Source organism: Salmonella sp. SJTUF15581, assembly GCF_043356775.1.
GTDB lineage: Bacteria > Pseudomonadota > Gammaproteobacteria > Enterobacterales > Enterobacteriaceae > Salmonella > Salmonella enterica.
On the sequence record NZ_JBEUJY010000003.1, the window covers coordinates 305,735 to 331,714 of the forward strand.

Annotated in this window: 20 protein-coding genes; 10 read left to right on the top strand and 10 right to left on the bottom strand. The window is 51.5% G+C overall.

Annotated elements, in window-relative coordinates; all coding sequences use genetic code 11:
- Positions 1 to 136: 136 nt before the first annotated feature.
- Positions 137 to 1,588, top strand: a complete 1,452-nt coding sequence (gene nhaC, locus ABVN36_RS08400; protein ID WP_001276629.1) for a Na+/H+ antiporter NhaC — start codon at positions 137 to 139, stop codon at positions 1,586 to 1,588.
- A gap of 12 nt (positions 1,589 to 1,600) precedes the next feature.
- Positions 1,601 to 2,803: a MalY/PatB family protein gene (locus ABVN36_RS08405; RefSeq protein ID WP_023138153.1), complete on the top strand. Its 1,203-nt coding sequence runs from the start codon at positions 1,601 to 1,603 to the stop codon at positions 2,801 to 2,803.
- Positions 2,804 to 2,915: 112 nt separating this feature from the next.
- Here ABVN36_RS08405 and glgX read toward each other — a convergent pair whose 3' ends face one another.
- The 6 genes from glgX to ABVN36_RS08435 form a co-directional block, all read right to left on the bottom strand.
- Positions 2,916 to 4,991 carry a glycogen debranching protein GlgX gene (gene glgX / locus ABVN36_RS08410; RefSeq protein ID WP_023138154.1) on the bottom strand — a complete coding sequence of 692 codons (2,076 nt, stop codon included), beginning with the start codon at positions 4,989 to 4,991 and terminating at the stop codon, positions 2,916 to 2,918.
- Between the two features lie 56 nt (positions 4,992 to 5,047).
- Entirely contained in the window at positions 5,048 to 7,576 is a 2,529-nt protein-coding gene (gene treY / locus ABVN36_RS08415; RefSeq protein ID WP_023138155.1) for a malto-oligosyltrehalose synthase, read from the bottom strand.
- On the bottom strand, positions 7,573 to 9,357 hold the full coding sequence (gene treZ, locus ABVN36_RS08420; RefSeq protein ID WP_023138156.1) for a malto-oligosyltrehalose trehalohydrolase: 1,785 nt from the start codon (positions 9,355 to 9,357) through the stop codon (positions 7,573 to 7,575). The genes treY and treZ overlap by 4 nt, the downstream gene beginning before the upstream one ends.
- A gap of 128 nt (positions 9,358 to 9,485) precedes the next feature.
- Complete coding sequence (locus ABVN36_RS08425) at positions 9,486 to 10,271, bottom strand: OBAP family protein (protein WP_000698598.1); 786 nt, start codon at positions 10,269 to 10,271, stop codon at positions 9,486 to 9,488.
- 142 nt (positions 10,272 to 10,413) lie between these two features.
- A complete protein-coding gene (hdeB, locus tag ABVN36_RS08430) occupies positions 10,414 to 10,743 on the bottom strand; it encodes an acid-activated periplasmic chaperone HdeB (RefSeq protein ID WP_001032161.1) in 330 nt (109 codons plus the stop codon).
- A 336-nt stretch (positions 10,744 to 11,079) separates the two neighbouring features.
- A complete protein-coding gene (locus ABVN36_RS08435; RefSeq protein ID WP_000152297.1) occupies positions 11,080 to 11,511 on the bottom strand; it encodes an OsmC family protein in 432 nt (143 codons plus the stop codon).
- Positions 11,512 to 12,022: 511 nt separating this feature from the next.
- Between ABVN36_RS08435 and bdm the strand changes: the two genes are divergently transcribed.
- From bdm to adhP, 4 genes are all read left to right on the top strand, one after another.
- Positions 12,023 to 12,238 (top strand): biofilm-dependent modulation protein, encoded by a 216-nt coding sequence (gene bdm / locus ABVN36_RS08440; RefSeq protein ID WP_000495700.1) that lies wholly within the window; start codon positions 12,023 to 12,025, stop codon positions 12,236 to 12,238.
- 94 nt (positions 12,239 to 12,332) lie between these two features.
- Positions 12,333 to 12,476: a stationary-phase-induced ribosome-associated protein gene (sra, locus tag ABVN36_RS08445; RefSeq protein ID WP_000841559.1), complete on the top strand. Its 144-nt coding sequence runs from the start codon at positions 12,333 to 12,335 to the stop codon at positions 12,474 to 12,476.
- A 176-nt stretch (positions 12,477 to 12,652) separates the two neighbouring features.
- On the top strand, positions 12,653 to 14,350 hold the full coding sequence (locus tag ABVN36_RS08450) for an NAD-dependent malic enzyme (protein WP_000450511.1): 1,698 nt from the start codon (positions 12,653 to 12,655) through the stop codon (positions 14,348 to 14,350).
- 285 nt (positions 14,351 to 14,635) lie between these two features.
- Positions 14,636 to 15,646, top strand: a complete 1,011-nt coding sequence (gene adhP / locus ABVN36_RS08455; protein ID WP_000642447.1) for an alcohol dehydrogenase AdhP — start codon at positions 14,636 to 14,638, stop codon at positions 15,644 to 15,646.
- A 90-nt stretch (positions 15,647 to 15,736) separates the two neighbouring features.
- On the opposite strand, the gene fdnI is transcribed toward adhP, so the two are convergent.
- The 3 genes from fdnI to fdnG are packed head-to-tail and all read right to left on the bottom strand — an operon-like array spanning position 15,737 to position 20,331.
- The gene (fdnI, locus tag ABVN36_RS08460) at positions 15,737 to 16,393 is read right to left on the bottom strand and encodes a formate dehydrogenase-N subunit gamma (protein ID WP_000045658.1); all 657 of its coding nucleotides are present in this window, start codon (positions 16,391 to 16,393) and stop codon (positions 15,737 to 15,739) included.
- Complete coding sequence (gene fdxH, locus ABVN36_RS08465) at positions 16,386 to 17,270, bottom strand: formate dehydrogenase subunit beta (protein ID WP_000061599.1); 885 nt, start codon at positions 17,268 to 17,270, stop codon at positions 16,386 to 16,388. Before fdxH ends, fdnI begins: the two co-directional genes overlap by 8 nt.
- Before the next feature lie 13 nt (positions 17,271 to 17,283).
- Entirely contained in the window at positions 17,284 to 20,331 is a 3,048-nt protein-coding gene (gene fdnG / locus ABVN36_RS08470; RefSeq protein ID WP_077908602.1) for a formate dehydrogenase-N subunit alpha, read from the bottom strand.
- Positions 20,332 to 20,608: 277 nt separating this feature from the next.
- On the opposite strand from fdnG, the gene yddG reads away from it, so the two are divergent.
- The 3 genes from yddG to ABVN36_RS08485 all read left to right on the top strand — a co-directional run bounded on the left by yddG (position 20,609) and on the right by ABVN36_RS08485 (position 23,621).
- Positions 20,609 to 21,490 (top strand): aromatic amino acid efflux DMT transporter YddG, encoded by an 882-nt coding sequence (gene yddG / locus ABVN36_RS08475; RefSeq protein WP_033903579.1) that lies wholly within the window; start codon positions 20,609 to 20,611, stop codon positions 21,488 to 21,490.
- Positions 21,491 to 22,014: 524 nt separating this feature from the next.
- Positions 22,015 to 23,097, top strand: coding sequence for a porin OmpD (gene ompD, locus ABVN36_RS08480; protein WP_000769043.1), 1,083 nt, complete (start codon positions 22,015 to 22,017; stop codon positions 23,095 to 23,097).
- Between the two features lie 143 nt (positions 23,098 to 23,240).
- A complete protein-coding gene (locus tag ABVN36_RS08485; protein WP_014343841.1) occupies positions 23,241 to 23,621 on the top strand; it encodes a GFA family protein in 381 nt (126 codons plus the stop codon).
- 24 nt (positions 23,622 to 23,645) lie between these two features.
- Here the strand turns inward: ABVN36_RS08485 and smvA are convergent, their stop codons facing one another.
- Positions 23,646 to 25,133 (bottom strand): methyl viologen efflux MFS transporter SmvA, encoded by a 1,488-nt coding sequence (gene smvA / locus ABVN36_RS08490; protein WP_023138158.1) that lies wholly within the window; start codon positions 25,131 to 25,133, stop codon positions 23,646 to 23,648.
- A gap of 117 nt (positions 25,134 to 25,250) precedes the next feature.
- Between smvA and ABVN36_RS08495 the strand changes: the two genes are divergently transcribed.
- Positions 25,251 to 25,829, top strand: a complete 579-nt coding sequence (locus ABVN36_RS08495; RefSeq protein WP_000121044.1) for a TetR family transcriptional regulator — start codon at positions 25,251 to 25,253, stop codon at positions 25,827 to 25,829.
- The last annotated feature ends 151 nt before the right edge of the window (positions 25,830 to 25,980 follow it).

Sequence of the window (25,980 nt, forward strand, 5' to 3'; positions counted from 1 at the left end):
GTCAACAGTAAAAACTGTGATGACTATCAAATTAACCCTTCTCATGTAATCGGTTACATGGACGAAAGTAATGGATCACAGTAGTGGGAAGCGTATCCCCCTACCCTTGAGCTACCTTACTGACCGGAGCTCCATTATGAGTGCATCACAAAACAAGAAGAAAACGCTGTCATTGGGTTTAGCGCTAATCCCAGTCATCTCCATGTTGTTATTGTTGATTATCGGTTACGGCATCATGGGGCTACGTATCGAACCGCTCCTTCTGTGCTCTGCGGCGGTAGCGGCAGGCATTGCATGGTGGCAAGGATACTGTTGGGAAGACATCATCAACTCAGTGGTGGATAAGCTGGCTAAAGCAATGCCGGTTATCATGATCCTGATCTGCGTGGGCGGTTTGATTGGCACCTGGATGTTTAGTGGCACCATTCCCTACATGGTGTACTGGGGGCTAAAACTCATAAGCCCGGAATATATTTTGATTGCAGCCTTCTTTTTAACCAGCGTGGTCTCCGTCTGTACCGGTACATCGTGGGGATCCGCCGGGACGGTTGGCGTTGCGTTAATGGGGGTTGCCGCCGGGCTGGACGTGTCTCTTGCAGCAGCAGCTGGCGCCGTCGTTTCTGGCGCTTATTTCGGCGACAAAATCTCACCGTTGTCCGACTCGACTAACTTTGCCGCGATTGTCGCAGACACTACTCTGTTTGAGCATATTCAGCATTTACTTTGGACGACCCTGCCAAGTTTCCTGCTTGCCGCCGTGGTTTATCTTATCGCCGGACACAGTAATATGCTGGGCGAGGTGGCCACGCCGCAGCGCGTTACGGACATCATCCACTCGCTGGAGTCGCTATACCATTTTAATATTGTTCTTATTTTGCCGCCGGTGATCGTACTGTGGGGCGCAATTCGCAAGAAGCCTGTCATCCCATTAATGTTAAGCGCCTGCGTACTTGCCTTATTCCTCGGCGTCATCATGCAGGGACTGAGCATCAAACAGGGACTGGACGCTTTCATTGATGGATTTGATATCGCCATGTTCCCACAAGGCGCTGAAGGTGTCGTGGCCGATGTTCCGCGCCTGCTAAACCGGGGCGGAATGTTCTCGATGATGGGAACAATACTGTTAGTTTTCTGCGCTTTTTCATTTGCCGGAGCGCTAACGTTAACCGGCGCGTTAACGATCATCATTAACCGGCTGCTGACTATTATTCATAGCGTTGGTCAGCTCATTGCCGCCACTATCGGCACCACAATTTTGGTCACAGGAGCGACCAGCGACGGTAAACTGGCATTGTTAGTTCCCGCCGAACTGTTTAAAGATGCCTATCGTCGTATGGGGCTGGATACTAAAAACCTTTCACGGACGATAGAAGATGCCGGTACCGTTATCGAACCTCTCCTGCCGTGGACCTCGGCTGGCGTCTACATGGCAACCACGCTGGGCGTTAGCACGCTTGATCTTCTGCCCTGGGCTATCCAGTGCTATGCGGCAATCTTCTTCGCATTAATTTATGGTTTTAGCGGAATTGGTATTGCCAGAACCGCCCCCGCCTCAGAAAAGTCGCCGCAATCGTCAGTGACGGAATAATAAGGAAACAAGATGGATTTTAACCAGATTATCAATCGCAACAATACTGGTTCGGTAAAGTGGGATTTTATTGAGCGTCACTTTGGCGACGGCGCTGGGAAACTGCTGCCAATGTGGGTTTCTGATTTCGATTTTGCCTGCCCGCCTGAGGTTCAGGCGGCATTGCATCAGCGAATCGAGCACGGCGTATTTGGCTATAGCGAACGTGATGAGGCCTATTTTAACGCCCTGCTTCACTGGTTTTCGTCACGCCACCAGCTTACGTTAAAACAGGAATGGGTATGCAGCGTGGAAGGCGTCGTACCAGGGTTGGCGCTCTTGGTGCAAATGTTGACGCATTCAGGCGACGGCGTAGTGGTACAGGGACCATACTATGGCTCCTTCGCCAAAATAATCACGCTTAATGGTAGAAAACTGCTGGAGAATCCTCTTAGCGAGTCGCCGGACGACGGCTACCAGATGGATTTTTGCCAACTGGAAAGGCTGTTTCGCCATGAGCGCCCTCCGCTGATGATTTTGTGTAATCCACATAATCCAACCGGGCGTTGCTGGTCGGCCAACGAGCTGGAGCAACTGCTTTTATTATGTGAAGCTTATGATGTCACTCTCATCTCGGATGAAATATGGGCCGATCTATTGCTGCCCGGCGAAACCTTTACCTCGGTACTGCATTTAGGGGAGCGCTGGCATAAACGGGTCATCTCCGCCACTGCGGCCAGCAAAACGTTTGGCTTATCGTCGTTGCGAATTTCTAATTTTCTCATTCCCGATCCTACGCTTCGCCAGCGATTCCTGTCTCGTCTGGACGCTCATGGGCTGGACGTCTTTAACGCCCTCTCCGTTCAGGCGGCGACTACCGCATGGAATGAAAGCAGACAGTGGCTGGATTCGCTACTGGATTACCTGGCGGAAAACCGCCGCTGGTTTGTTGAACAGGCGACAGAGCACCTTCCCTGGGCAAGAATTGTCCCGGCGCAGGGAACCTATTTATTATGGATGGATTGTAAAAAACTGGGACTGGATGACGAACAGCTAAAATGGGTAATGGCGGATGTCGCGGGTATTGCTCCTTCAATGGGCAGCGGCTTTGGCCCGGCGGGCAGCGGATTTATCCGTTTAAATCTGGGATGTCCACGTACCTACCTTGAAATGGCAATAGACGGCCTGAAGCGAATATCGGTGAAGACAATCAAAGGAATACCAACAGGCGGATGAATTTTTCGGGCGGTAAACTGCCAACGGTGTTATTTCTGCGGCATGATATCGCCTGAGCGCCAGTAAAAAACCGGCCATCAAGGCCGGTTGGGTCCGGAGCGCGGTTTTACTATCAGGGGCGTCTGAATAACACGATGCTGCGCCCGGCCAGATCGAAATCCATTTCTTCGGTAATCCGCATTCCCTTCTGCGCGTTATCGGCAGTCGTCAGTTCAAGTACCCAGCCGCCTTCTCCCCACATCGGAATACGGAACGGTACGCTGCCTTCAAACGGATTGAAAAGCAGTAAGGCGTCATGCCAGATCCCCGCTTCCGGCTGTAGATCGGGTCGACTAATGCATACGCCTATCGTCGATCCCTCATCCCATTGTTCGGATTGCTGCGCCCCTCCGCCGGCGTTAAACCAGCGGATCTCCAGACCGTCACGCCAGCTCTCCCGGCGCAGCAACGGTTGCGTGGCGCGCAGTTGAATCAGATGACGGGTAAACTCCCGTAGCGCATTGGCGGTTTCCGGCAAATTATCCCAGTGGACCCACGATATTTCACTGTCCTGACAGTAGCCATTATTATTGCCCATCTGACTGCGGCCAAACTCATCGCCCGCTAATAACATCGGCGTGCCGTGCGAGAAAAGCAAGGTGGTCAGGAAATTGCGTTTCTGTTGCTCGCGTATCGCATTGATGCCTTCGTCGTCGGTTGGTCCTTCTGCGCCATAGTTACAGGAGCGGTTATCATTATGCCCGTCATTATTATCTTCGCCATTGGCTTCATTATGTTTGTCGTTATAAGACACCAGATCGTTCAGCGTGAAGCCGTCATGGGCAGTAATAAAGTTAACGCTTGACCAGGGGCGACGGCCGCGCAAATCATAGAGATCGCCGGAACCCAGCAGGCGTGCGGCGAAATCATTTGTGACGTTGTCACCTTTCCAGTATTCGCGTACCGTATCGCGGTATTTATCATTCCATTCGCCCCACCCTGGTGGAAAGCCGCCAACCTGATAGCCGCCCGGTCCGATATCCCAGGGTTCGCCAATCAGTTTCAGTTTTGCCAGCACCGGGTCTTGCGTTACCGCATCAAAAAAACCGCCTCTCTGATCAAAGCCTTCCGGCTCACGACCAAGAATGGTGCCCAAATCAAAACGAAAGCCGTCGACATGCATTGACTCCGCCCAATAGCGAAGGGAATCCATCACCATTTGCAGTACCCGTGGATGAGAGGTATTGACGGTATTACCTGTCCCTGTATCGTTAATGTAATAGCGATGCTGATCGGGCATGGTGCGATAGTAAGAGAAGTTATCGATACCTTTAAATGACAGCGTGGGACCAAGTTCATTCCCTTCTGCCGTATGGTTATAGACCACATCCAGTATCACTTCGATGCCGGCATCATGGAAAGCGCGCACCATATCGCGGAATCCCTGAATACCTTTTGGACCATAGTAGCGCGTCGCCGGCGCAAAAAAGCCCAGCGAGTTGTATCCCCAGAAATTTTTCAGTCCTTTATCGAGCAGATGCTGATCGTCCGGGAACCAGTGAACGGGTAAAAGCTCGACGGAGGTAATCCCCAGACTTTTAATGTAATCCACGCTGGCTTTATGCCCCATGCCCTCAAACGTACCGCGTAGAGGCTCAGGGATCGCGGAATTAAGCTGGGTAAAGCCTTTTACATGCGTTTCATAAATAATGGCGTTCGACCACGGTATGGAGGGCCGTTGTCTATCCTCCCAGTTAGCCTCATCCGGATCAATCACCCGGCATTTAGGCGTAAATGGCGCGCTATCCTGGTCATCAAAGGTCAAATCTTTATCGTCATGAAGTAATTGATACGCGAAATGCGCATCGTTCCACTGAATATCGCCCACCAGCTCACGGGCATAAGGGTCAATAAGCAGCTTATTGGGGTTAAAACGATGACCATTTTCCGGGTCATAAGGACCGTAAACGCGGTACCCATACAGCGCGCCGGGCTGCAACTTCGGGACATAGCCGTGCCATATTTCGTCGGTATATTCCGGTAACTCCAGACGAGCGATTTCATGCTCCCCGCTCGGATCGTAAAGACAAAGCTCGACGCGTTCCGCATGGGCGGAAAAAATAGCGAAATTCACGCCTTCGCCGTCATAATTTGCGCCAAGCGTATGGCTGTATCCTGCTCTGATTTCAAAAGCCTTGTTTGTTGTCATTCTCTTTCTCCACCCACGGTAAACGTTGTCCTGTCACGGCACATCAACACATAAACTCAGTCGCTCATTAAAACCAGTACGCCGCCCTGGTGTGAGGCCAACGACAGGCGTTCACCAGGCATTAACCTCTCCTGGGTAAGCACATTGCGATAACGATGCTGATTAAGCTGTCCGGGTATAATAATGTCGGTTCCTGCCCAGAAACCGCTATGCGATTGCGACAATAAGCCGTCACATTCGGCGAACACCAGTCGGGGCGCAACAACAATCAGCGCATCATCATGATTAACTCTGGCGTAAGCGATGACCTTGTCGGCACGCTGACCAACAGCCCGCAGCGGTATATAGTCGCCAAAACGGAAGAGCTCATGATTCTGCTGACGCAAACGCAGTAATGCAGCGGTGACATACTGATTCACCTGCCCGTTCAGCCAACTCTCTTCGCGCGAGAAAACTCCCGGCGTTAGTTGGTCTAACTGCTGCGCCAGCGTGGCGAAATCCGGTTCGCGGCGGTTGTCGGGATCGACAAGACTAAAATTTAACGCCTCGCTCCCCTGATAGATATCAGGTACCCCCGGCGCGGTTAATTTGATAACGGTCTGCGTCAGGCTGTTAACCAGCCCTGCGCGGATGAAGGGTTGCAAGGAACGATAAAAATCCTGCAAAAATGTCTGATTATCCGGCGCCAGTAAATAACGGGCGTAATCAAGCATTGCCGTTTCGTAAGCCTCATTACTGTCCACCCAATCGGTACGTAGCTTCGCTTCGCGTAGCGCTTTCTTCACAAAGGCTTCAAAGCGTATTTTCAGCGCGTTTAAACCTGTTTCGTCCTGTGGTTGTAGCATCGGGGGCCAGACGCCGGTCAGCGCCTGATATAACATCCACGTATCCGCCGATTTTGGCGCAGTGCCATCATTTAAAAATTTGACATGGGTCTGGTTCATCTGCCGCCAGCGGGCAAGGCATTCGCTCCACTGCTCCGGCGCTTCGGTAAGCGTATACAGGCGTGCTCGCGCATCCTCGCCTCGCTTGGTATCGTGGGTCGACGTACCGGATAACGCATCAGGCTGTCGCGCCTGTCGGGTTTTCATCTCATGGTGAAAGCGTTCGATGGAGAAGTGATGCGTGACGGGCTCGGCGCCGACTTCATTTAACGCCAGTCCCATGTTTTGACGAAAGAAAAGCGTATCCTCTACCGATTTCGCCATCAGCGGACCGGTGAGTTGTTGGAACCGAACACGAAACTGTGTCGCCTCCTCCTGGCTGGAGGTGGGAACATCGCCGGTAAGAAGACGGCTCAGAAATGTAAGCGCTTCTGGCTGCGGAGGGTTTTCAAGCGTCTTTACCCGTTCCACAATACGGTGTAACAGGCAAATATCGGTCGGCGGTAGCGCTTCTGCCGTGCCGTAAGTGCGATATACGGGAAAGGCAATTAATAACTCGCGTAACGCCTGCCGAACGACGCTCTCTTCCTGTGCGATCTGTAGCTCGCTGGCAATCGACAGCGCAAGCGCGAGCAGCCGGGTAAATTCCCCCTCGAAATTGCGATCGACCATCAGCAATTTAGCCGCCCGTAATTCCGCCCGCATATCCACTGGCGCGCCTTTAACGGTCTCGTAAGCCTGGCGCAGATTGTCTATCTGCTCATCGTCAACCAGCACCTCCGCCAGCGAGGCGATAAATTCATAGCCTGTGGTGCCGGAAACTGGCCAGTCATCAGGAAGTTGCTCGCCTTTAGCGAGAATTTTTTCCACGGTGATATAGCACGCCGGCCCCACTTCCTGACGTAAACGCGCAAGATAGGCTTTCGGATCGGCAAGGCCGTCGATATGATCGATACGTAAACCGTCAACCGCCCCCGTTCTGACCAGCTCCAGAATCAGCCGATGTGTATCGTCGAAAACGGTTTTATCTTCCACCCGCATTCCTACCAGCCCTGTGACCTCAAAGAAACGCCGATATGAAAGCGAGCGAGCGGCATCGCGCCAGGACATTAATTTCCACGGCTGGCGCTCATGCAAATCAGCAATAGCGGCTTTATCGGTAAGCGCCAGTATTTCGGCCTCGCGCCCCTGCCATGTCGCCGGCGCAAGCGGATAATAGTTATCATAATAGGCGAGCGCGGGTTTACCCGTAGCGGGATCGGGCTTGATCGCAATTTCTCCGTTTTCCAGCACGGCGTCAAACGTGTCGCCTAAAAAAGGCAGCGTCAGTCGGCGCGACCAGTCAATATCGAAATGGCGCGCGTAACGGCTCTCCTTGCCATATTCAAGCACGTCGCGCCACCAGGCGTTTTCCAGCGAGCTGGCCATGTGATTAGGCACAATATCGATGATCAATCCCAGCCCTTGCGCTTTAAGTTCGGCCACCAGTCTTTCAAATCCTTCGCGCCCGCCAATAGAGGGCTCAATCTCATTCGCATCGGTGACATCATAACCATGCGTTGACGCTTTGGTGGCGGTAAAGATGGGTGAGGCATAAAGATGGCTGATACCCAGATTTTTAAGGTAAGGCACCAGCGCCGCAGCGCGGTCGAAGGTCATGCCATTGCGAAACTGAAGACGATACGTTGCAGTTGGGATCATGATGCAGACTCTCCCTGGGCTAAGCGGACAATAAGAGAATGTTGGGAAAGCGACCCGGTGGATTCATTCGGCCAGGCGAAGAGGGTCTTACCCGGTAAATCGGGCAGCAATACCGTCGTGGCGCTAATATTCAGCGCCAGTGACAGTGTTCCTCCCGGAAAACGCCAGCTAACGGCAATAAACCCGGGCGCGGTTTGCAATACCGTTCCTGAGCTCTCACGGGCAGCGGACAACAGCGGCACGATATGCTTCTGGCGCAAAAGCAGTAGTTCGCGGGTAAACGCCAGCCACGCTTTACCCTCTTCACTGTGCTGTTGCTTCCAGTTAAGTTTTGAGCGTTGAAAGGTCTCTGGCGCATTCGGGTCCGGAACATTTTCCCCTGCATGATCGGCAAACTCTTTTGCGCGACCTTCACGAACGGCGCGGGCTAAATCCCCATGGAAATCGGTAAAAAAAAGAAAAGGACGGCTTTCGCCATACTCTTCGCCCATAAAAAGCAGCGGAATATGCGGTGAAAGCAGCAACGTGGCGAGCAATACTTTTGTTCGTTCAGCACCCGCCAGGGTTATCAGTCTGTCGCCCTGGGCGCGGTTACCGACCTGATCGTGATTCTGAATAAAATCCACAAAAGCGACCGGGGGTTGTCCGGTACTTTTTACGCCGCGAGGTTCGCCGGTTTGTGGTGAAATTTCTCCCTGATAAGCGAATCCTTCGGCCAGCGCTCTTGCGAGGTGTTTTTCCGGGGCATCAGCAAAATCGTTGTAGTAGGCCTGGGTCTCTCCGGTCGCAAAAACGTGGACGGCATTATGAAAATCGTCATTCCATTCGGCGGTAAACAGCGGCGCATTGCCATCCTGATCTCGGGGATGCAGAGAAATAATATTGCGGCTATCTTCGGTGGTCAGATGAATGGGTCTGTCGGTAATGTCTTCCCGAATACGTTGTGCGATTTCAACCAGCACATGCCTGGCGCTACTGTCCTCAATCTGATCGATAGCGTCAAAGCGTAAGCCGTCGAGATGGTATTCTGTCAGCCAGTATAACGGCGCCTCGATGATATAGCGCCGCACGGCGTCGACATCATAGGCGATACCATTTCCCCACGGCGTCATGCGCTCTTTGTGGAAAAACGCCGGCGCCAATAGCGGTAAATAATTTCCCTCCGGGCCGAAATGGTTCAGCACAATATCCAGGACGACGGAAAGACCATACCCATGCGCGGCGTCAATAAACGCCTTGAAATCATCCGGCGTCCCATAGGCAGAATGCGGCGCGTAAAGCAGTACGCCGTCATAGCCCCAGCCACGCTCGCCGCCAAATTGCGCAACGGGCATCACTTCAATAACGGTAACGCCGAGTTCAGCGAGATAAGGCAGCTTCGCTATTGCGGCGCGGAAGGTGCCTTCCGGAGTGAACGTGCCTGTATGCATCTCGTACACCACGGCCTGCTCCCAACGGCTACCTTTCCACCCGGTGTTGCGCCACGCGTAGCTGCCTGGATCAACCACATATGACGGACCGTTGACGTCAGTTTTTTGGGCGCGGGAAGCCGGATCGGGGACCACCATGCCATCGCTGAGTACAAAGTTATACTCCGTACCTGGCGTCACCCCGGAGACGTCCAGCGTAAACCAGCCGTCACCGCTCGCCTGCATTTCCTGGTCTTTACCCGCAAGCCTGAGAATAACCTTTTGCTGACCGGTGGCCCAAAGACGAAAGCGGACAACATCAGCGGCGATATATTCAGCCCCCCAGCTTTTGCAAAAAATTTTTGAACTCATTTGTCGCTCCGTTTAACCCATAACCTCTACAACATCCGAAGAACAAGCATAGACTATGGGGCTAATCTTTACGTGACACTGTCACTTAACAGGCATTCTTTTTCGTATCTGCGTGTAAAACCGTGGAATTATTGTCGGGATTGCTCAGATGTACCGAAGTGCGCGGTATCGCCTCGCCCGTGTTCGCCAGAGCCCTGAACACGCTGTAGCTGGATAACCTCTCCCTGCTCCCAGGCGTTAGCCCCTTTAACAACGGGATGTTCAGGCAGATCCTGCCGCTCGCGTTTAATGGCCTGGGTATCAATTCCCAGACGGCGATCCCGATCGGCCAGCAGCGCGGGGTCAAGCTGCCCGTCGCCAGTAAAGCCCATCATCAGCGCAGGGATACCCATTGGCAGGGTTTTATCCCGGTCGGTATGCCAGGTGTGCCAGGTCTTGCCATAAGTATTAACAATCTTACTCATCAACGCTTTATCAGCGACCTGCGGTAAGCCAGGCGCCACCAGGCTACCGGATTTCACCTCGTACTGGTGGCTGTGCCACAGTTTTTTCTCCTCGGGAGGAAGCGTTTTAAATAAACGTTCGCTGATAATGTACTCCACCCCCATCAGGCGCGCGTTTTTCGTATTGCCGTCGTAAATCACCGCCTGCATGACATCTTCGTTCAGGACGGTAACGTAATGGTGCGCTTCCATCTGTCCGTTTTTATCACCGCTATAAAAATGGAACCCGTCAAGGTAGGTACTGATGGCATCGACAGGTGGTCTGGATTGAATGGCCGCCGCGCCTGTTTCCAGGGTACGTAATTTGGCAGAGGTTTTTTCCCCGGGAATAGGCGTTTGCGGCGGCGTATTATTGGCGCCACATCCGGCCAGAAAAGGAATGATAAAGAGTGCCAGCGGTAAAATTTTCATTAGGTCTCCATGTAGTGAAAGGGCTCTAATGAAAATAGTGCAATACCACGTGATTGGTAGAAGAAATGGAAGATGTTATTTGTGACGGCGTCACAAATAGTAAAACCCGACACACAGGCCGGGTTTTGACATCAGTTTACTCTTATTTTGAGAGTTCTTTCTTGATTTCGTCTTTTATTTTGCTTAATTCACTCTGCGGGTTTTTCTTACAAAGCTCAACGGCCAGCGGCACTGCTGTCGTCTCAGTTTCCTGGAAATCAACGTAGTCCCCGCCTTTAAAATCTTCATCTTCATTCAGCACCCAGAAAGCGACTGGCGCCATCGTCTGCGGATTGAGGTCAACAAACTCCTGGCAGCTCATACCTTTAGGCGTAACGTTTGTTTTAGTAGTATCTGTTGCCGCATTCACGCTAACACTGGTTACCAGCGCTGCCACGATAATACCTGCTGTAGCAAGGGAGAATTTATTCATTGTTGTTGCTCCAATAATTATATAAATAACCTCTACATCTGCGCGTTAACCCGTTAATGTAGAACACAGAAAATAATACCCCTCCTCTCTCAGGAATAAAGATCACCCTCCGTGATATGGCTATTATTGATATTTACGTTGACTGATTTTGATGTTTGATGAATAAAGCAACATGGCGAGCAGATTTTAGGGCGAAAAAGTAGGCCACGACAATAGCCACTGACGTGGTCTACGGTACGTTGAGGTGATAGAAATACGGCAGCCGGGAGCGAGCCCTCCGTCTGAAGGTATATTCATCAGCCCGATCAACCCATCGTTACCGGGCTGGAGAGGTTATCAGGCGTTAAGCTGGTAGTCGAGGGTGATTTCCGCATTCAGAACCTGCGATACCGGGCACCCGGCTTTTGCTTTCTGGATGATTTGATCGAAAGTTGAAGCATCAATATCTGCTACCGCGACTTTGCTTTGTAGCGCAATTTTGGTAATGGCGAAGCCCGCCTCCACCTTATCAAGCGATACGTCAGCGGTGGTGTCAATGGATGTCGGCGTAAATCCAGCCTCTCCCAGCATGAGTGATAGCGCCATGGAGAAACAGGCCGCATGTGCGGCGCCAATTAACTCTTCCGGGTTGGTTCCCTGCGCGCCTTCGAACCGGGTATTGAATCCATACGGTTGTTGATTAAGCACGCCGCTTTCTGTTGATACAGTGCCTTTACCTCGTTTGATGTCGCCTTCCCAGTGTGCCTGACCTTTCTTATGGATTGTCATTTTTGCTCTCCTGTTGGCTCAAAAAATAAAGTATAGACCATGCTGCTAATCTGCGTTGTCCATGCCGATGGAGATAGCATGTTGTCGATTACCCGCACTTCAGATATAGAAAATAGTTGTATACTTTTTCAATGATGGATATTAAACCAACAGGCCTCACTTTCTTTAAAGAATATATCCCTCCTTTTATCCTTACTTTTTCTTCTGGAGGCGTATTCCATTATGTATATTTTCATTCAAATTAAGATTTGTCTTATCTCGTTGTAATAAAGGATAAAAATCGCAATAACTAGCCTTTTAAATGTATATTAATTGACCACTATTTGTATGAGGATATGTAATTGGCAAACGTAATATATTTTCTTCTGGGGTAAACAATTAGAGTTCCGCCTTGCGTTAAAATAACTCCAGGACTAATCTTAACCACAGCCGCAAAAATATTTGCCATGCTGAATACGAATTAATTTTCTGCGAGCCGTACTAAATAAATACATGTTCACGGAGGCATTATATGTTTACTTATCACTCAGCAAATACCTCAGCAGCACAACCAGCCCTGGTCAACGCGATTGAGCAAGGATTACGCGCGGAGTTAGGCGTTGTCACTGAAGATGATATTTTAATGGAGCTGACCAAATGGGTTGAGGCTTCCGACAATGACATCCTCAGTGACATCTACCAGCAGACCATCAACTATGTGGTAAGCGGGCAGCACCCGACTCTGTAAAACCTGCTATGCTGTATCGGCAACCTTAGGGGTTACGTTTCTTTCGCGTAAGCGAATTTGTCCTTAAAACTAGCAACAGGATTGAGGAGTTAACATGAAATCGAACCGTCAGGCTCGTCATATACTTGGACTGGATTACAGAATTTCCAACCAGCGTAAGGTTGTTACTGAAGGCGACACCAGCAGCGTGGTGAATAACCCAACCGGCAGAAAGCGCCGCGCCGATAGCCAAAAGTAATCGTACAGTCCTGAAATGACGTTAAACACCATTGCATCTGCAATGGTGTTTTTGTTTATAGGAATGACCTTAACGTCTCACAATGCTTTATACTCAGGGTCGGTTCCCTGGTGGAAGGCAATATATGATGATAAACGACGGTGCCAGGGACAGTTATTCGAAAAAGAGTGAGTAACATGGAAACTACAACCAAGAAAGCACGTTCCCTTTATATCCCTTACGCTGGCCCTGTATTGCTGGAATTCCCCCTGTTAAACAAAGGCAGCGCTTTTAGCGTAGAAGAGCGCCGCAACTTCAATTTGTCAGGGCTGCTGCCAGAGGTCGTCGAGTCGATTGAAGAACAGGCCGAACGCGCCTGGCTCCAGTATCAGGGGTTTAAAACAGAAATCGATAAGCATATTTACCTGCGTAACATCCAGGATACCAACGAAACGCTCTTTTATCGACTGGTGCAAAACCATCTTGAAGAGATGATGCCGGTTATCTATACCCCGACCGTGGGCGCTGCCTGTGAGCGCTTCTCTGAGATTTATCGCCGGGCACGCGGCGTGTTTATCTCTTATCCGAATCGTCACAACATGGACGACATTTTGCAGAATGTGCCTAACCACAACATTAAAGTTATTGTGGTGACGGATGGCGAACGGATTCTGGGGCTTGGCGATCAGGGCATCGGCGGGATGGGGATCCCTATCGGTAAGCTGTCATTATACACCGCCTGCGGCGGCATTAGTCCGGCCTATACCCTTCCCGTTGTGCTGGATGTCGGCACCAACAATCAACAGTTACTCAACGATCCGCTTTACATGGGCTGGCGTCATCCGCGCATTACCGACGATGAGTATTATGCGTTTGTCGATGAGTTTATTCAGGCCGTTAAGCAGCGCTGGCCAGATATCCTGCTACAGTTTGAAGATTTCGCGCAGAAAAACGCAATGCCGCTGTTGACGCGCTATCGTGATGAGATTTGCTCCTTTAACGATGATATTCAGGGCACCGCAGCCGTGACCGTCGGTACGTTGATCGCCGCCAGCCGCGCTGCCGGCAGTCAGCTTAGCGAGCAGAAAATCGTTTTTCTCGGCGCGGGTTCCGCCGGATGTGGGATTGCTGAACAAATCATCGCGCAGACTCAGCGTGAAGGTTTAAGCGAAGATGCCGCCCGACAGAACGTTTTTATGGTCGATCGCTTCGGCCTGTTGACGGACCGGATGCCAAATTTATTGCCGTTCCAGGCAAAACTGGTGCAGAAATGCGACAATCTCCAGCACTGGGATACCGAAAATGACGTGCTGTCGCTGCTGGATGTGGTGCGTAACGTGAAGCCGGATATTCTGATCGGGGTTTCCGGCCAGACCGGGCTCTTTACTGAAGAGATCATCCGCGAGATGCATAAGCATTGCCCTCGCCCGATCGTCATGCCGCTCTCTAATCCCACCTCTCGCGTGGAGGCCACGCCACAGGACATTATCGCCTGGACGGAAGGCAACGCGCTGGTGGCAACCGGCAGTCCATTCTCGCCGGTCATCTGGAAAGATAAGGTTTATCCGATCGCACAATGTAATAACGCCTATATTTTCCCCGGCATCGGTCTGGGGGTTATCGCTTCCGGCGCATCGCGCATTACTGATGAAATGCTGATGTCAGCCAGTGAGACGCTGGCGAAACATTCTCCGCTGGTGAATAACGGCGAAGGATTAGTGTTGCCAGCGCTTAAAGACATCCAGGTCGTGTCGCGCGCTATCGCTTTTGCCGTAGGCAAAATGGCGCAGCAACAAGGCGTAGCGGTGAAAACCTCTGCGGAAGCGCTGCAACAGGCGATTGACGATAACTTCTGGAAACCGGAATACCGCGACTACCGTCGGACTTCCATTTAATACGTACCCGGCGGTGAATGCCGCCGGATATCACTTTCTTCTTTAGTTTTGGTGAGTCTGTCGACACACCTGAATTCCTTTCCCTGCTTATTTGTCAAGCTACTAATATTAGCCACCTTTATGTATTGAACGGGGATTTATCAGGATAATCCTGGCTAAACTATTACATTGTATTTCTGCCGCCTTGCATAACTCATCAGAAATATTAATCCTAAAGAGGTAATAGCGCCTTACCTGCTATTACTTACCTGCTATGCAGTTCACTATTAATAAAAGGAGAAGGTTATGAAAGCTGCTGTTGTCACACAAGATCATCAGGTTGATGTTACTGAGAAAACGCTGCGTCCCCTTCGCCACGGTGAAGCTTTGCTAAAAATGGAGTGCTGCGGCGTATGCCATACCGATCTACACGTGAAAAACGGAGATTTCGGTGACAAAACCGGCGTCATTCTGGGACACGAAGGCATTGGCGTCGTGGCGGAAGTCGGTCCTGGTGTCACCTCGCTGAAACCCGGCGATCGCGCGAGTGTCGCGTGGTTTTATGAAGGATGCGGACACTGTGAGTATTGCAATACGGGCAATGAAACCTTATGCCGCAACGTGAAAAATGCCGGTTACACGGTAGATGGCGGCATGGCCGAAGAGTGTATTGTCGTCGCGGATTATGCGGTGAAAGTACCGGAAGGTCTGGACTCTGCGGCGGCAAGTAGTATTACCTGCGCGGGCGTTACCACGTATAAAGCGGTGAAGATTTCTCATATTAAACCTGGCCAGTGGATTGCCATCTACGGTCTGGGCGGTCTGGGTAATCTGGCCTTGCAGTACGCGAAAAACGTTTTCAATGCGAAAGTGATCGCCATTGATGTCAATGATGGACAACTGAAACTGGCCGAGGAAATGGGCGCAGATCTGACCATTAATTCACGTACGGAAGATGCGGCTAAAATTGTGCAGGAAAAAACCGGTGGCGCGCACGCAGCGGTGGTTACCGCGGTCGCTAAGGCGGCGTTTAATTCCGCAGTAGATGCCGTTCGCGCCGGAGGCCGCGTGGTGGCAGTCGGACTGCCGCCAGAAGCCATGAACCTTGATATCCCTCGCCTGGTGCTGGATGGCATTCAGGTTGTCGGTTCGTTGGTGGGGACACGCCAGGATCTGACCGAAGCCTTCCAGTTCGCGGCGGAAGGAAAAGTCGTGCCAAAAGTCGCTTTACGTCCGCTTGAAGATATCAACGTTATTTTTAAAGAGATGGAACAAGGGCAAATTCGTGGCCGTATGGTCATCGATTTCCGTCGTTAAACGATTTGCTGCGGTCGTCTGAGTATACAGACAGCAGATGAAAACAAGGCGCTACGAGGATAGCGCCTTGTTTATCAGATCGCGAAAGAATTACTGAATACCTTTTTCGCTCTCTTTTTTTGCTTCCGCCTTCTCGATTTCACGATACCAGCGTGGATGATGTTTCTTCGCCCAGCGACGGCTGACCTTCCCTTCGATCATGCCTTTAATCGAGCCTTTCACCCAAAACGCCATATACATATGGATGAGGATCGCGTGCATTAAAATAATGCCCGCCGCCGCATGAATTAACAGGCTATAACGCACCACCTGCATGGGGAAATACTGCGCGAAATACGGACGCCAGATAATCACGCCAGTCACCAGCAGCACAAAAATCATGCTCATAATGGACCAGAACATCATCTTCTGTCCGGCATTGTATTTGCCGACATCCGCCACCTTATGCTCATTGCCTTTCAATACTTCGACAATATTTTTCAGCCACGGAATGTCTTTTTTATCCGGGATGTTGTGGTGGACGAAACGCACGAACATAAACATCAGCGCGATGAAGATGGCAATACCGAAGAACGGGTGCAAAATACGTCCCATCTGCGGCGTGCCGAAAGTTTGCGTCAACCATTGTAGCGTCGGGAAGAAAAACGAAATCCCCGACAGCGCTACCAGGAAGAAGCAGATCACCACCGTCCAGTGACAGGCGCGGTCGACAAATTTCGTGCGCACAATCATTTTCGACTTACTCATGATGATCCTCCTCATCGTCGTCCGTTTCTTTATTCGGGCCAATACCGATGTAGTGGTAAATCAGACCGGCGAAAGTGGCGATAAAGCCCGCTGCGGCCAGCGGTTTTAGCGCCCCTTTCCACAGATTGATTGAGGTATCGATCTGCGGATCTTTCGGCAAGCCGTGGTACAACTCCGGCTGATTGGCATGGTGCAGCACATACATGACGTGCGTACCGCCGACGCCCTGCGGGTTGTAGATACCGGCATGTTCAAAGCCGCGCGCTTTTAACTTCTCCACGCGTTGCTCACCCAGTTCCAGCATCTCTTTTTTGGTGCCGAAGTGAATAGCCCCGGTCGGACAAGTTTTGACGCAGGCCGGTTCCTGGCCCACGCTGACGCGATCGACGCAGAGCGTACATTTATAAACGCGGTTGTCCTCTTTGTTGAGGCGCGGAATATTAAACGGACACCCGGCGATACAGTAACCACAGCCGATACAGTGTTCAGATTGAAAATCAACAATCCCGTTCGCGTACTGGATGATAGCCCCGGCAGATGGACAGGCTTTAAGACAGCCTGGATCTTCACAGTGCATACAACCATCTTTACGAATCAGCCACTCCAGCTTGCCGTTCTGCTCGGTTTCGGTAAAGCGCATCACCGTCCAGGACTTGGCGCTGAGATCGGCAGGGTTATCGTACACCCCGACACAATGGCCAACGTTATCGCGAATATCGTTCCATTCAGAACAGGCTACCTGGCAGGCTTTACAGCCGACACAGGAGGAGACGTCGATCAGTTTCGCGACTTCGGCTTTGTAATCACGCGCCTGCGGAGGCGGCGTGATGGCGTTTGTTGCGGACCGTTTAATAATGTCCTGCGTTTCCATAGACATATGTTCGCCTCCCTTACGCCTTCTCGATGTTAACTAAAAACGCTTTGTATTCCGGCGTTTGCGAGTTGGCATCACCGACATTTGGCGTCAGAGTATTGGCGATATAGCCTTTGCGCGCGACACCCTCAAAGCCCCAGTGAATCGGGATCCCCACCGTTTCAACCTGCTGACCGTTGACATGCAGGGTGCGAAGACGACGAGTTACCACCGCGACCGCGCGAATAAACCCGCGTTTACTGCTCACCTTCACATAGTCGCCGTTAGCAATACCTTTCGCTGCCGCCAGCGTCTCACTGATCTCCACAAACTGTTCAGGCTGAGCGATAGCGTTAAGTAGCGCATGTTTGGTCCAGGTATGGAAATGCTCTGTGAGGCGGTAAGTCGTGCCCACGTACGGAAACTGCTCCTTCTTACCCATGCGCAGCGCATCTTCTTCATACAGACGCGCCGCCGGGTTCGAGATCACATTCGGGTGCAGTGGGTTAGTGCCCAGCGGCGTTTCCATCGGCTCGTAGTGTTCAGGGAACGGCCCTTCCGCCATTTTATCAATAGCAAACAGACGTCCCAGCCCTTCCGGCTGCATGATAAACGGATTGGTCCCGCTCCCCGGCGCCGCGTTGTTAAAGTCCGGAATATCGTTCCCTGTCCACTTCGCGCCGTTCCACTGGATCAGCATCCGTTTTGGATCCCACGGTTTACCCTGCGGGTCCGCCGAAGCGCGGTTATACAATACGCGACGGTTTAGCGGCCACGCCCACGCCCAACCCAGTGTATTGCCAAGCCCTGACGGGTCGGCGTTATCGCGTCTGGACATCTGGTTGCCCTGCTCCGTCCAGCTACCGGTATAAATCCAGCAGGAGGAGGATGTCGTACCGTCATCGCGCAGTAATGCAAAGCTGCTCAACAACTGGCCTTTCCTGGCAAGCAGTGTACCGTTGGCGTCATAGAGATCTTCCAGCGCATAGCCGTTGTTCTCTTTCGCTACTTCTTCCGAATGCGGTTCATCCGGCTGCTTGTAGTTCCAGCTCATCTTCAATAGTGGTTCGGCGCCTTTACCGCCTTCTGCGCGATACATTTCACGCAGACGATGGTAAATACCGGCCAGAATCTCGCCGTCGTTACGCGCTTCGCCCGGCGCGTCCTGACCTTTCCAGTGCCACTGTAACCAGCGACCGGAGTTAGCGATAGAGCCATCCTCTTCCGCAAAACAGGTAGACGGCAGACGGAAGACTTCGGTCTGAATCGTTGTCGGATCGACATCATTAGATTCGCCGTGGTTCTGCCAGAACGTTGACGTTTCAGTCACCAGCGGATCGATAACGACCAGATACTTCAGTTTGCTTAAGCTTTGCACCACTTTGTTTTTGTCCGGGAAGGACGCCACCGGGTTAAAGCCCTGACAGAAATAGCCGGTGACTTTCCCGCTATCCATCATGTTGAAATATTTGATCACGTCATAGGACTGATCCCACTTAGGCAGCCAGGCAAAGCCCCAGTCATTCTCTTTCTGCGCCGCATCGCCATAGAAAGATTTCATCAGGCTGACGAAGAACTTAGGATAATTACCCCAGTAGTTGACCTGATCGGCCAGCGTCGCTTTGGGGGTATTCGCTGCCAGATAAGTTTGCAGATCGGCCTGTTTTTCCGATGGCAGCGTCAGGTAGCCCGGCAGGCTGGTGGAGAGCAGTCCTAAATCCGTTAAGCCCTGAATATTAGAGTGGCCGCGCAAGGCGTTCACACCGCCGCCAGCCATCCCCATATTGCCGAGCAGCAACTGGATCATCGCCATAGTACGGATGTTCTGCGCCCCGACGGTATGTTGCGTCCAGCCCAGCGCATACAGGAAGGTGGTAGTGCGATCCGGCGCGCTGGTAGAGGCCAACACCTCACACACCTTCAGGAAATCCGCTTTCGGCGTACCGCAGATGTTTTCCACGACGTCCGGCGTGTAGCGCGAAACGTGCTGCTTCAGCAGATTCCACACACAGCGTGGGTGCGTCAACGTTTCATCACGTTTGGCATAGCCGTTTTCATCGAACTGGTAGTTCCAGGAGGATTTATCGTACTGACGCTTTTGGGCGTCATAGCCGCTGAAAAGACCGTCATCAAAGGCAAAATCATCCCGCACCAGCAGGCTGGCGTTGGTGTAATGCTTAACGTATTCAGCGTTGATTTTGTTATTTTCGATCAGGTACAGCAAAACGCCGGACAGAAAGGTAATGTCTGTACCGGAACGTATTGGCGCATAGATATCCGCCACCGACGCCGTACGCGTAAAGCGTGGATCAACGACAATCAGCGTCGCATCGTTATTGTTTTTCGCTTCCATCGCCCAGCGGAAACCCACCGGATGCGCTTCTGCGGCATTGCCGCCCATCACCATCACGACGTTGGCGTTTTTAATATCCACCCAGTGGTTGGTCATCGCACCGCGACCAAATGTTGGAGCAAGACTTGCTACCGTTGGTCCGTGTCAGACGCGCGCCTGGTTATCTACCGCCAGCATACCGAGAGAACGCGCAAACTTCTGCGTCAGCATCCCCGTTTCATTGCTGGCCGCCGAGGCGCACAGCATTCCGGTAGAGAGCCAGCGGTTAACCGTGACGCCCTGCTCGTTCTTTTCAATAAAGTTGGCGTCGCGGTCGGCTTTCATTAATTTAGCAATACGAGTGAAAGCGTCATCCCAGCTAATGCGCTGCCACTTGTCGGAACCCGGCGCGCGGTATTCCGGATAGCGTAGGCGATCTTCACTGTGAACATAGTCCAGCAAACCGGCCCCTTTCGGGCACAGCGCGCCACGGCTTACCGGATGATCCGGGTCGCCTTCAATATGGTAAATCGCTTCTTTCGCGTTTTTTGCCCCATCTCCCAGGCTATACATTAATAGCCCGCAACCTACGGAACAGTATGTGCAGGAGTTACGGATCTCTTTTGCGCGCAACAGCTTATAGTTTCGCGCCTGAGCCAGGGCCATTTTAGGGGTAAAACCCAGTGCGGCCACCGTTGTTCCCGCCATACCGCCCGCGCAGATTTTAAAAAATTGTCTGCGGCTGACGTCCATTGCTTTCCTCTTTTTTCCACGGATGCACGCCTCCTTCGAACTGCAGCAAAACCTCAGCCCAGGATGCGTGTATAACTTCGCGAGGAAACTAACAGCAAAATCGATAACTTTTTTGCGTCAAATCAATATTGAAACGGTTCCGCTACTAAATAGCCCTATTTTTAAACTGCAATAACTCCAGGGAGGTACTTAAAAATGACACTGCATGGCATCGCCCCCGGAAAAAGTGCTATAAGTGGCAGTTTATTTTGCGCGGTATTCAGGACAGTCACAAAGCATGACATCACAAAAAGCAACGCTAATAGGGCTTGTTGCCATCGTTCTGTGGAGCACGATGGTTGGGTTAATTCGCGGCGTCAGCGAAGGTCTCGGACCGGTAGGCGGCGCAGCCATGATCTATTCATTAAGCGGCCTGCTGCTGATTTTTACCGTCGGATTACCTGATATCCGTCGTTTCCCGGGGCGATACCTCATCGCAGGCAGTGTACTGTTTGTCAGTTATGAAATATGCCTGGCGCTTTCTCTCGGTTATGCCGCCACTCGCCATCAGGCTATCGAAGTCGGCATGGTTAACTATTTATGGCCCAGCCTGACCATTCTGTTTGCCATTCTTTTTAACGGGCAAAAAACTAACTGGCTTATTGTTCCTGGATTGCTTATTGCACTTACTGGCGTTTGCTGGGTTCTGGGGGGCGAGAATGGTCTTAATGCCGGAGAAATTATCAACAATGTCGCCACCAGTCCGCTAAGTTATTTCTTGGCATTTCTTGGGGCGTTTATATGGGCGACATACTGCACCATCACCAATAAATATGCGCGTGGTTTTAACGGTATCACCGTCTTTGTGTTACTCACCGCCGTGGCGTTGTGGTTCCACTATTTTCTTACGCCGCAACCTGCCATGATATTTAGCCTACCGGTGATTGCTAAACTTTTTACCGCGGCATTAACGTTGGGGTTTGCCTACGCAGCATGGAATGTGGGCATACTTCATGGCAATGTGACTATCATGGCCGTAGGGTCTTATTTTACCCCCGTCATGTCCTCTGCTCTGGCAGCGCTGTTACTCAGCTCACCACTGTCATTCTCCTTCTGGCAAGGCGCAGTCATGGTTTGCGTAGGTTCACTACTTTGTTGGCTGGCAACGCGGCGGCGCTAATAGTGACGGGCGGGCCGATGTTGATATTAAATCGACCCGCTGTACCTTGACACTCTTCATAACACAACTACGCTTTTATCTATTGCCTGTGTGTATTTGACGATTTTCCATTTTCACGTGCTCCTCCTGCGCCACACCAGGATTGCGCTGGTAAAAATGAATTTTATAAAATCGTTAAATATGTTAATGTGATGATGCAATTATATTAATAAATATATAATTAACGTTAGCTCGCAACTGTTATTAGTGCATATAATAATCAGTCGTTACTACCAAAAATAAAACCATAAACAGCCCAATAGTCCCCTCCGAAAATATATCTTATTAGACAGTCCCTATTTGAATTAATACTCTCAAATGTATTAAGGAGATCTCGATCACACAAATTAAAATAATTTGTAATCTTATGAAACTTATTATTGAACTTATGCCACTCCGTCATTTAAAAATAGTCTGCCATTGACAAACGCCTCGTTTAACAATGGTTGAGGAAACACGCTAAGAAAATTATAAGGATTATTAAAATGAAACTTAAGTTAGTGGCAGTGGCAGTGACTTCCCTGTTGGCAGCAGGCGTTGTAAATGCAGCCGAGGTATATAACAAAGACGGCAATAAACTGGATCTGTACGGTAAAGTTCACGCTCAGCATTATTTCTCTGATGATAACGGAAGTGATGGTGACAAAACTTACGCGCGTCTGGGCTTTAAAGGCGAAACGCAGATCAATGACCAACTGGTTGGTTTTGGCCAGTGGGAATATGAATTCAAAGGCAACCGTACTGAATCTGAAGGTTCCGACAAAGACAAAACCCGTCTGGCATTCGCTGGTCTGAAATTCGCTGAATACGGTTCTTTCGACTACGGTCGTAACTACGGCGTTGCTTACGACATCGGCGCATGGACCGACGTTCTGCCAGAGTTCGGTGGCGATACCTGGACCCAGACTGACGTATTCATGACCCAGCGTGCTACCGGCGTTGCCACCTACCGTAACACCGATTTCTTCGGTCTGGTTGAAGGTCTGAACTTTGCCGCGCAGTATCAGGGCAAAAACGATCGTGACAATGAAGTAGAAGCAAACGGCGACGGTTTCGGTCTGTCCGCAACGTATGAGTACGAAGGTTTTGGCGTGGGTGCGGCCTATGCGAAGTCTGACCGTACTGACCGTCAGGTGCGCAACGGCACCAATGGCCTGTATGCTTCTGGCCAGAATGCGGAAGTGTGGGCTGCTGGTCTGAAATATGATGCGAACAATATCTATCTGGCGACCACCTACTCCGAAACGCTGAATATGACCACATTCGGTAAAATCGACGGTATTGCTAACAAAACTCAGAACTTTGAAGCTGTTGCTCAGTACCAGTTCGACTTCGGTCTGCGTCCGTCCATTGCTTACCTGAAATCCAAAGGTAAAGATCTGGGTGCTTACGGCGACCAGGATCTGGTTGAGTACATCGATGTCGGTGCTACCTACTACTTCAACAAAAACATGTCCACCTTCGTTGATTACAAAATCAACCTGCTGGATGACACCAACTTCACTAAAAATGTTGCGCAGATCAGCACTGACAACATCGTTGCTGTTGGTCTGAACTACCAGTTCTAATTTTGTTGTAGTCTGAATACAAAGCCAGTCCTTTCAGGGCTGGCTTTTTCTCTTGATGTAGACTCGGTCATAAGGAGTATGCCGTGCAGACGTTCACTGGTCGTTGTCTTTGCGGACAGAGCCATTTTACCGTTGACGTCGAAATGCTGGATGTCTATGCCTGCCATTGTACGCTGTGTCAAAAATGGTCGGGTGGAATAGCCATGTATCTGGAAGCCTGCGGGCAACCACAGCTAGCCCCCCTTTCCCCGGAACCGCCATACTTTTCATCCTCTTCGCGCGGCGAACGCTACTTCTGTTCCGGCTGCGGGTGTCCGCTGTGGTTTCGGCTTACCGATACCGATCGCTATTTTATTCCCTGGACCTTACTGGAACTGAACGAAGTTGATCGCCGTCGGCTGATTCTGGCTGCGGAAATTTATACCGAAACCCAGCCTGCCTTCTGGCGACTGACGGGGCAATACGCACGCCTCAGCGGTAAAGAGGTTGAGGAAATGGACTCCCCCTGCCAGCTAGCGCATTAAGCGCTTATCTCACCAGGCGTTATGTTATCGGCGTTGGGCTTTTGCCAGGCTGAACCACATCCCTACCGCCAGCAAAAGAAGCATACTCCCGGCGCTGCTTAACGCCACGCTATGCGACCAGATAAAGGCATGTCTGGCGGCGTCCAGTATTGCCTGCCCCTGCGTGGGCGGTAGGCTATTCGCCAACTGCACGGCTTCTCCCATTGAAGATGACGCTCTGGCAATCTCTTGCGCCTCAAGCCCGGCAGGCAGACGGATAGACGCGGAGAAGCTACGGCTTAACAACAGACCGAAAATGGCAATGCCCAGTCCCGCGCCCAGTTCATAAGCCATCGTTTCTATCGCGCCGGCCGCCGCCGCTTTTTCTGCCGGCGCAGCGGCCATAATTGCCGACGTGGAAGCCAGCAATGCGCTGGCGGCGCTAAATCCCAGCAGCGCCATCAGCCCCCAGGCCTGCCATTGCTGGGTGCTGAAATCCGTCATCGCCAGGCCATAAAAACTCAGCGCGCTTAACGCCATGCCGCCCGTCGCGACCAGCCGTAGTCCCAGACGCGAGACCAGCGCGCCCGCAATCGGCCCGCTGAATCCACTGGCGACCATCACCGGCAGCATAAATACCCCGGCCTCATAAGGCGATAGCCCGTGAACAAACTGCAGCTCTTGCGCCATCAGCAGCTCAAAACCCACCAGAGTGATCATCGCGGTCATCGCCATCACGACGCCGCTCAGGATAATGCGATGGGTAAATAGTCGCATATCAATCATCGGACGCGATGTCGCAAGCTGTGTGCGGATAAAGAGTCCCAGGAGCAGCGCGCCGGTAAGCAGGGTAAGCGAGATGACCCACAGCGACAGATGTCCTTTCAGCGCGGTTTTAGCGCTATAAACCAACAGCAAAATGGCAATAATCAGCATCACCGCATGGCCAAGATTGAGCGGTTGATCACGATGGCCCGCCTGGCGAGGAACATAGCGGGCGGTTAAGCCCATGACGACCAGCACAATCGGCACGTTGATCAGGAAAACCGATCCCCAGTAAAAATGCTCTAATAAGATGCCGCCGATGAGCGGCCCAAACGCCGCTCCGCCCGAACCTACCGCTGCCCAGACGCCCAGCGCCATGTTGCGATGCTTCTCTTCACAAAAGGTGGCGCGTATCCCGGCCAGCGTCGCTGGTACAATCATCGCCGCGCCAATAGCCAGTAATACCCTGGTGGCGATAAGCCAACTGGCGGTATGCGAAAACGCCGCCGCCAGTGACGCCAGGCCAAAGAGCGTCCCGCCCAGCATCAGCAGGCGTTTAAAACCGATACGATCGCCAAGCGCGCCCATCGGCAACACCATGCCAGCCATGACCAAAGAATAAATATCAATGATCCACAGCAGCTCGTTGCCGCTGGCCCCCAGTGTCATACTCAGTGTCGGAGCGGCGACATGCAAGACCGTGGCATCAATGGCGACAGGAATATAGACCAGCACAATAATGACTAACGTTAACCACTGACGAAACATAACTCTCCCTTCAAAAACTCAAATTTGGACGCTTGTCCAGTTTCAAGATCCTACGGTAAGTTGAACGAATGTCCAGCTTTTTGTTACACTGCGCGCATTGGCTAATGTGGGGAAAATATGAGTTACCTTAACCGGGATGAACGCCGCGAAGTGATCCTGCAAGCGGCGATGCGCGTGGCGCTGGCAGAGGGGTTTGCCGCCATGACGGTGCGACGAATCGCATCAGAAGCCGATGTCGCCGCCGGCCAGGTGCATCACCACTTCAGCTCGGCGGGTGAGCTCAAAGCGCTGGCCTTTGTCCATTTGATCCGCACCCTGCTTGATGCCGGGCAAGTTCCGCCGCCCGCCACCTGGCGTGCACGGCTTCACGCTATGTTGGGTAGCGAAGACGGCGGCTTTGAGCCTTACATAAAATTGTGGCGAGAGGCGCAAATTCTGGCCGATCGGGATCCGCACATCAGAGATGCTTATCTCCTCACGATGCAGATGTGGCATGAGGAAACGGTCACAATTATCGAGCAGGGCAAACAGGCAGGAGAATTTACGTTTACTGCTAACGCCACAGATATTGCCTGGCGGCTTATCGCACTGGTGTGCGGGCTGGACGGTATGTATGTGCTGGGTATTCCGGAAATGGCCGATCCCGCGTTTAAATACCATCTGGATCGGATGATTACGCTTGAACTCTTTGCGTAAAGTTACAAATAATTTAATAAAAATCACTTTTAGTTTACAAATAGTAACAATTAAGAAACATCATATCTCCTCTTCGCGCCGCGCTGGCCTGGTTTTTTATCTATTCTTTCACTCAATATTCTAAAAAAACTTCAATAAGTTCTCAAAAGAG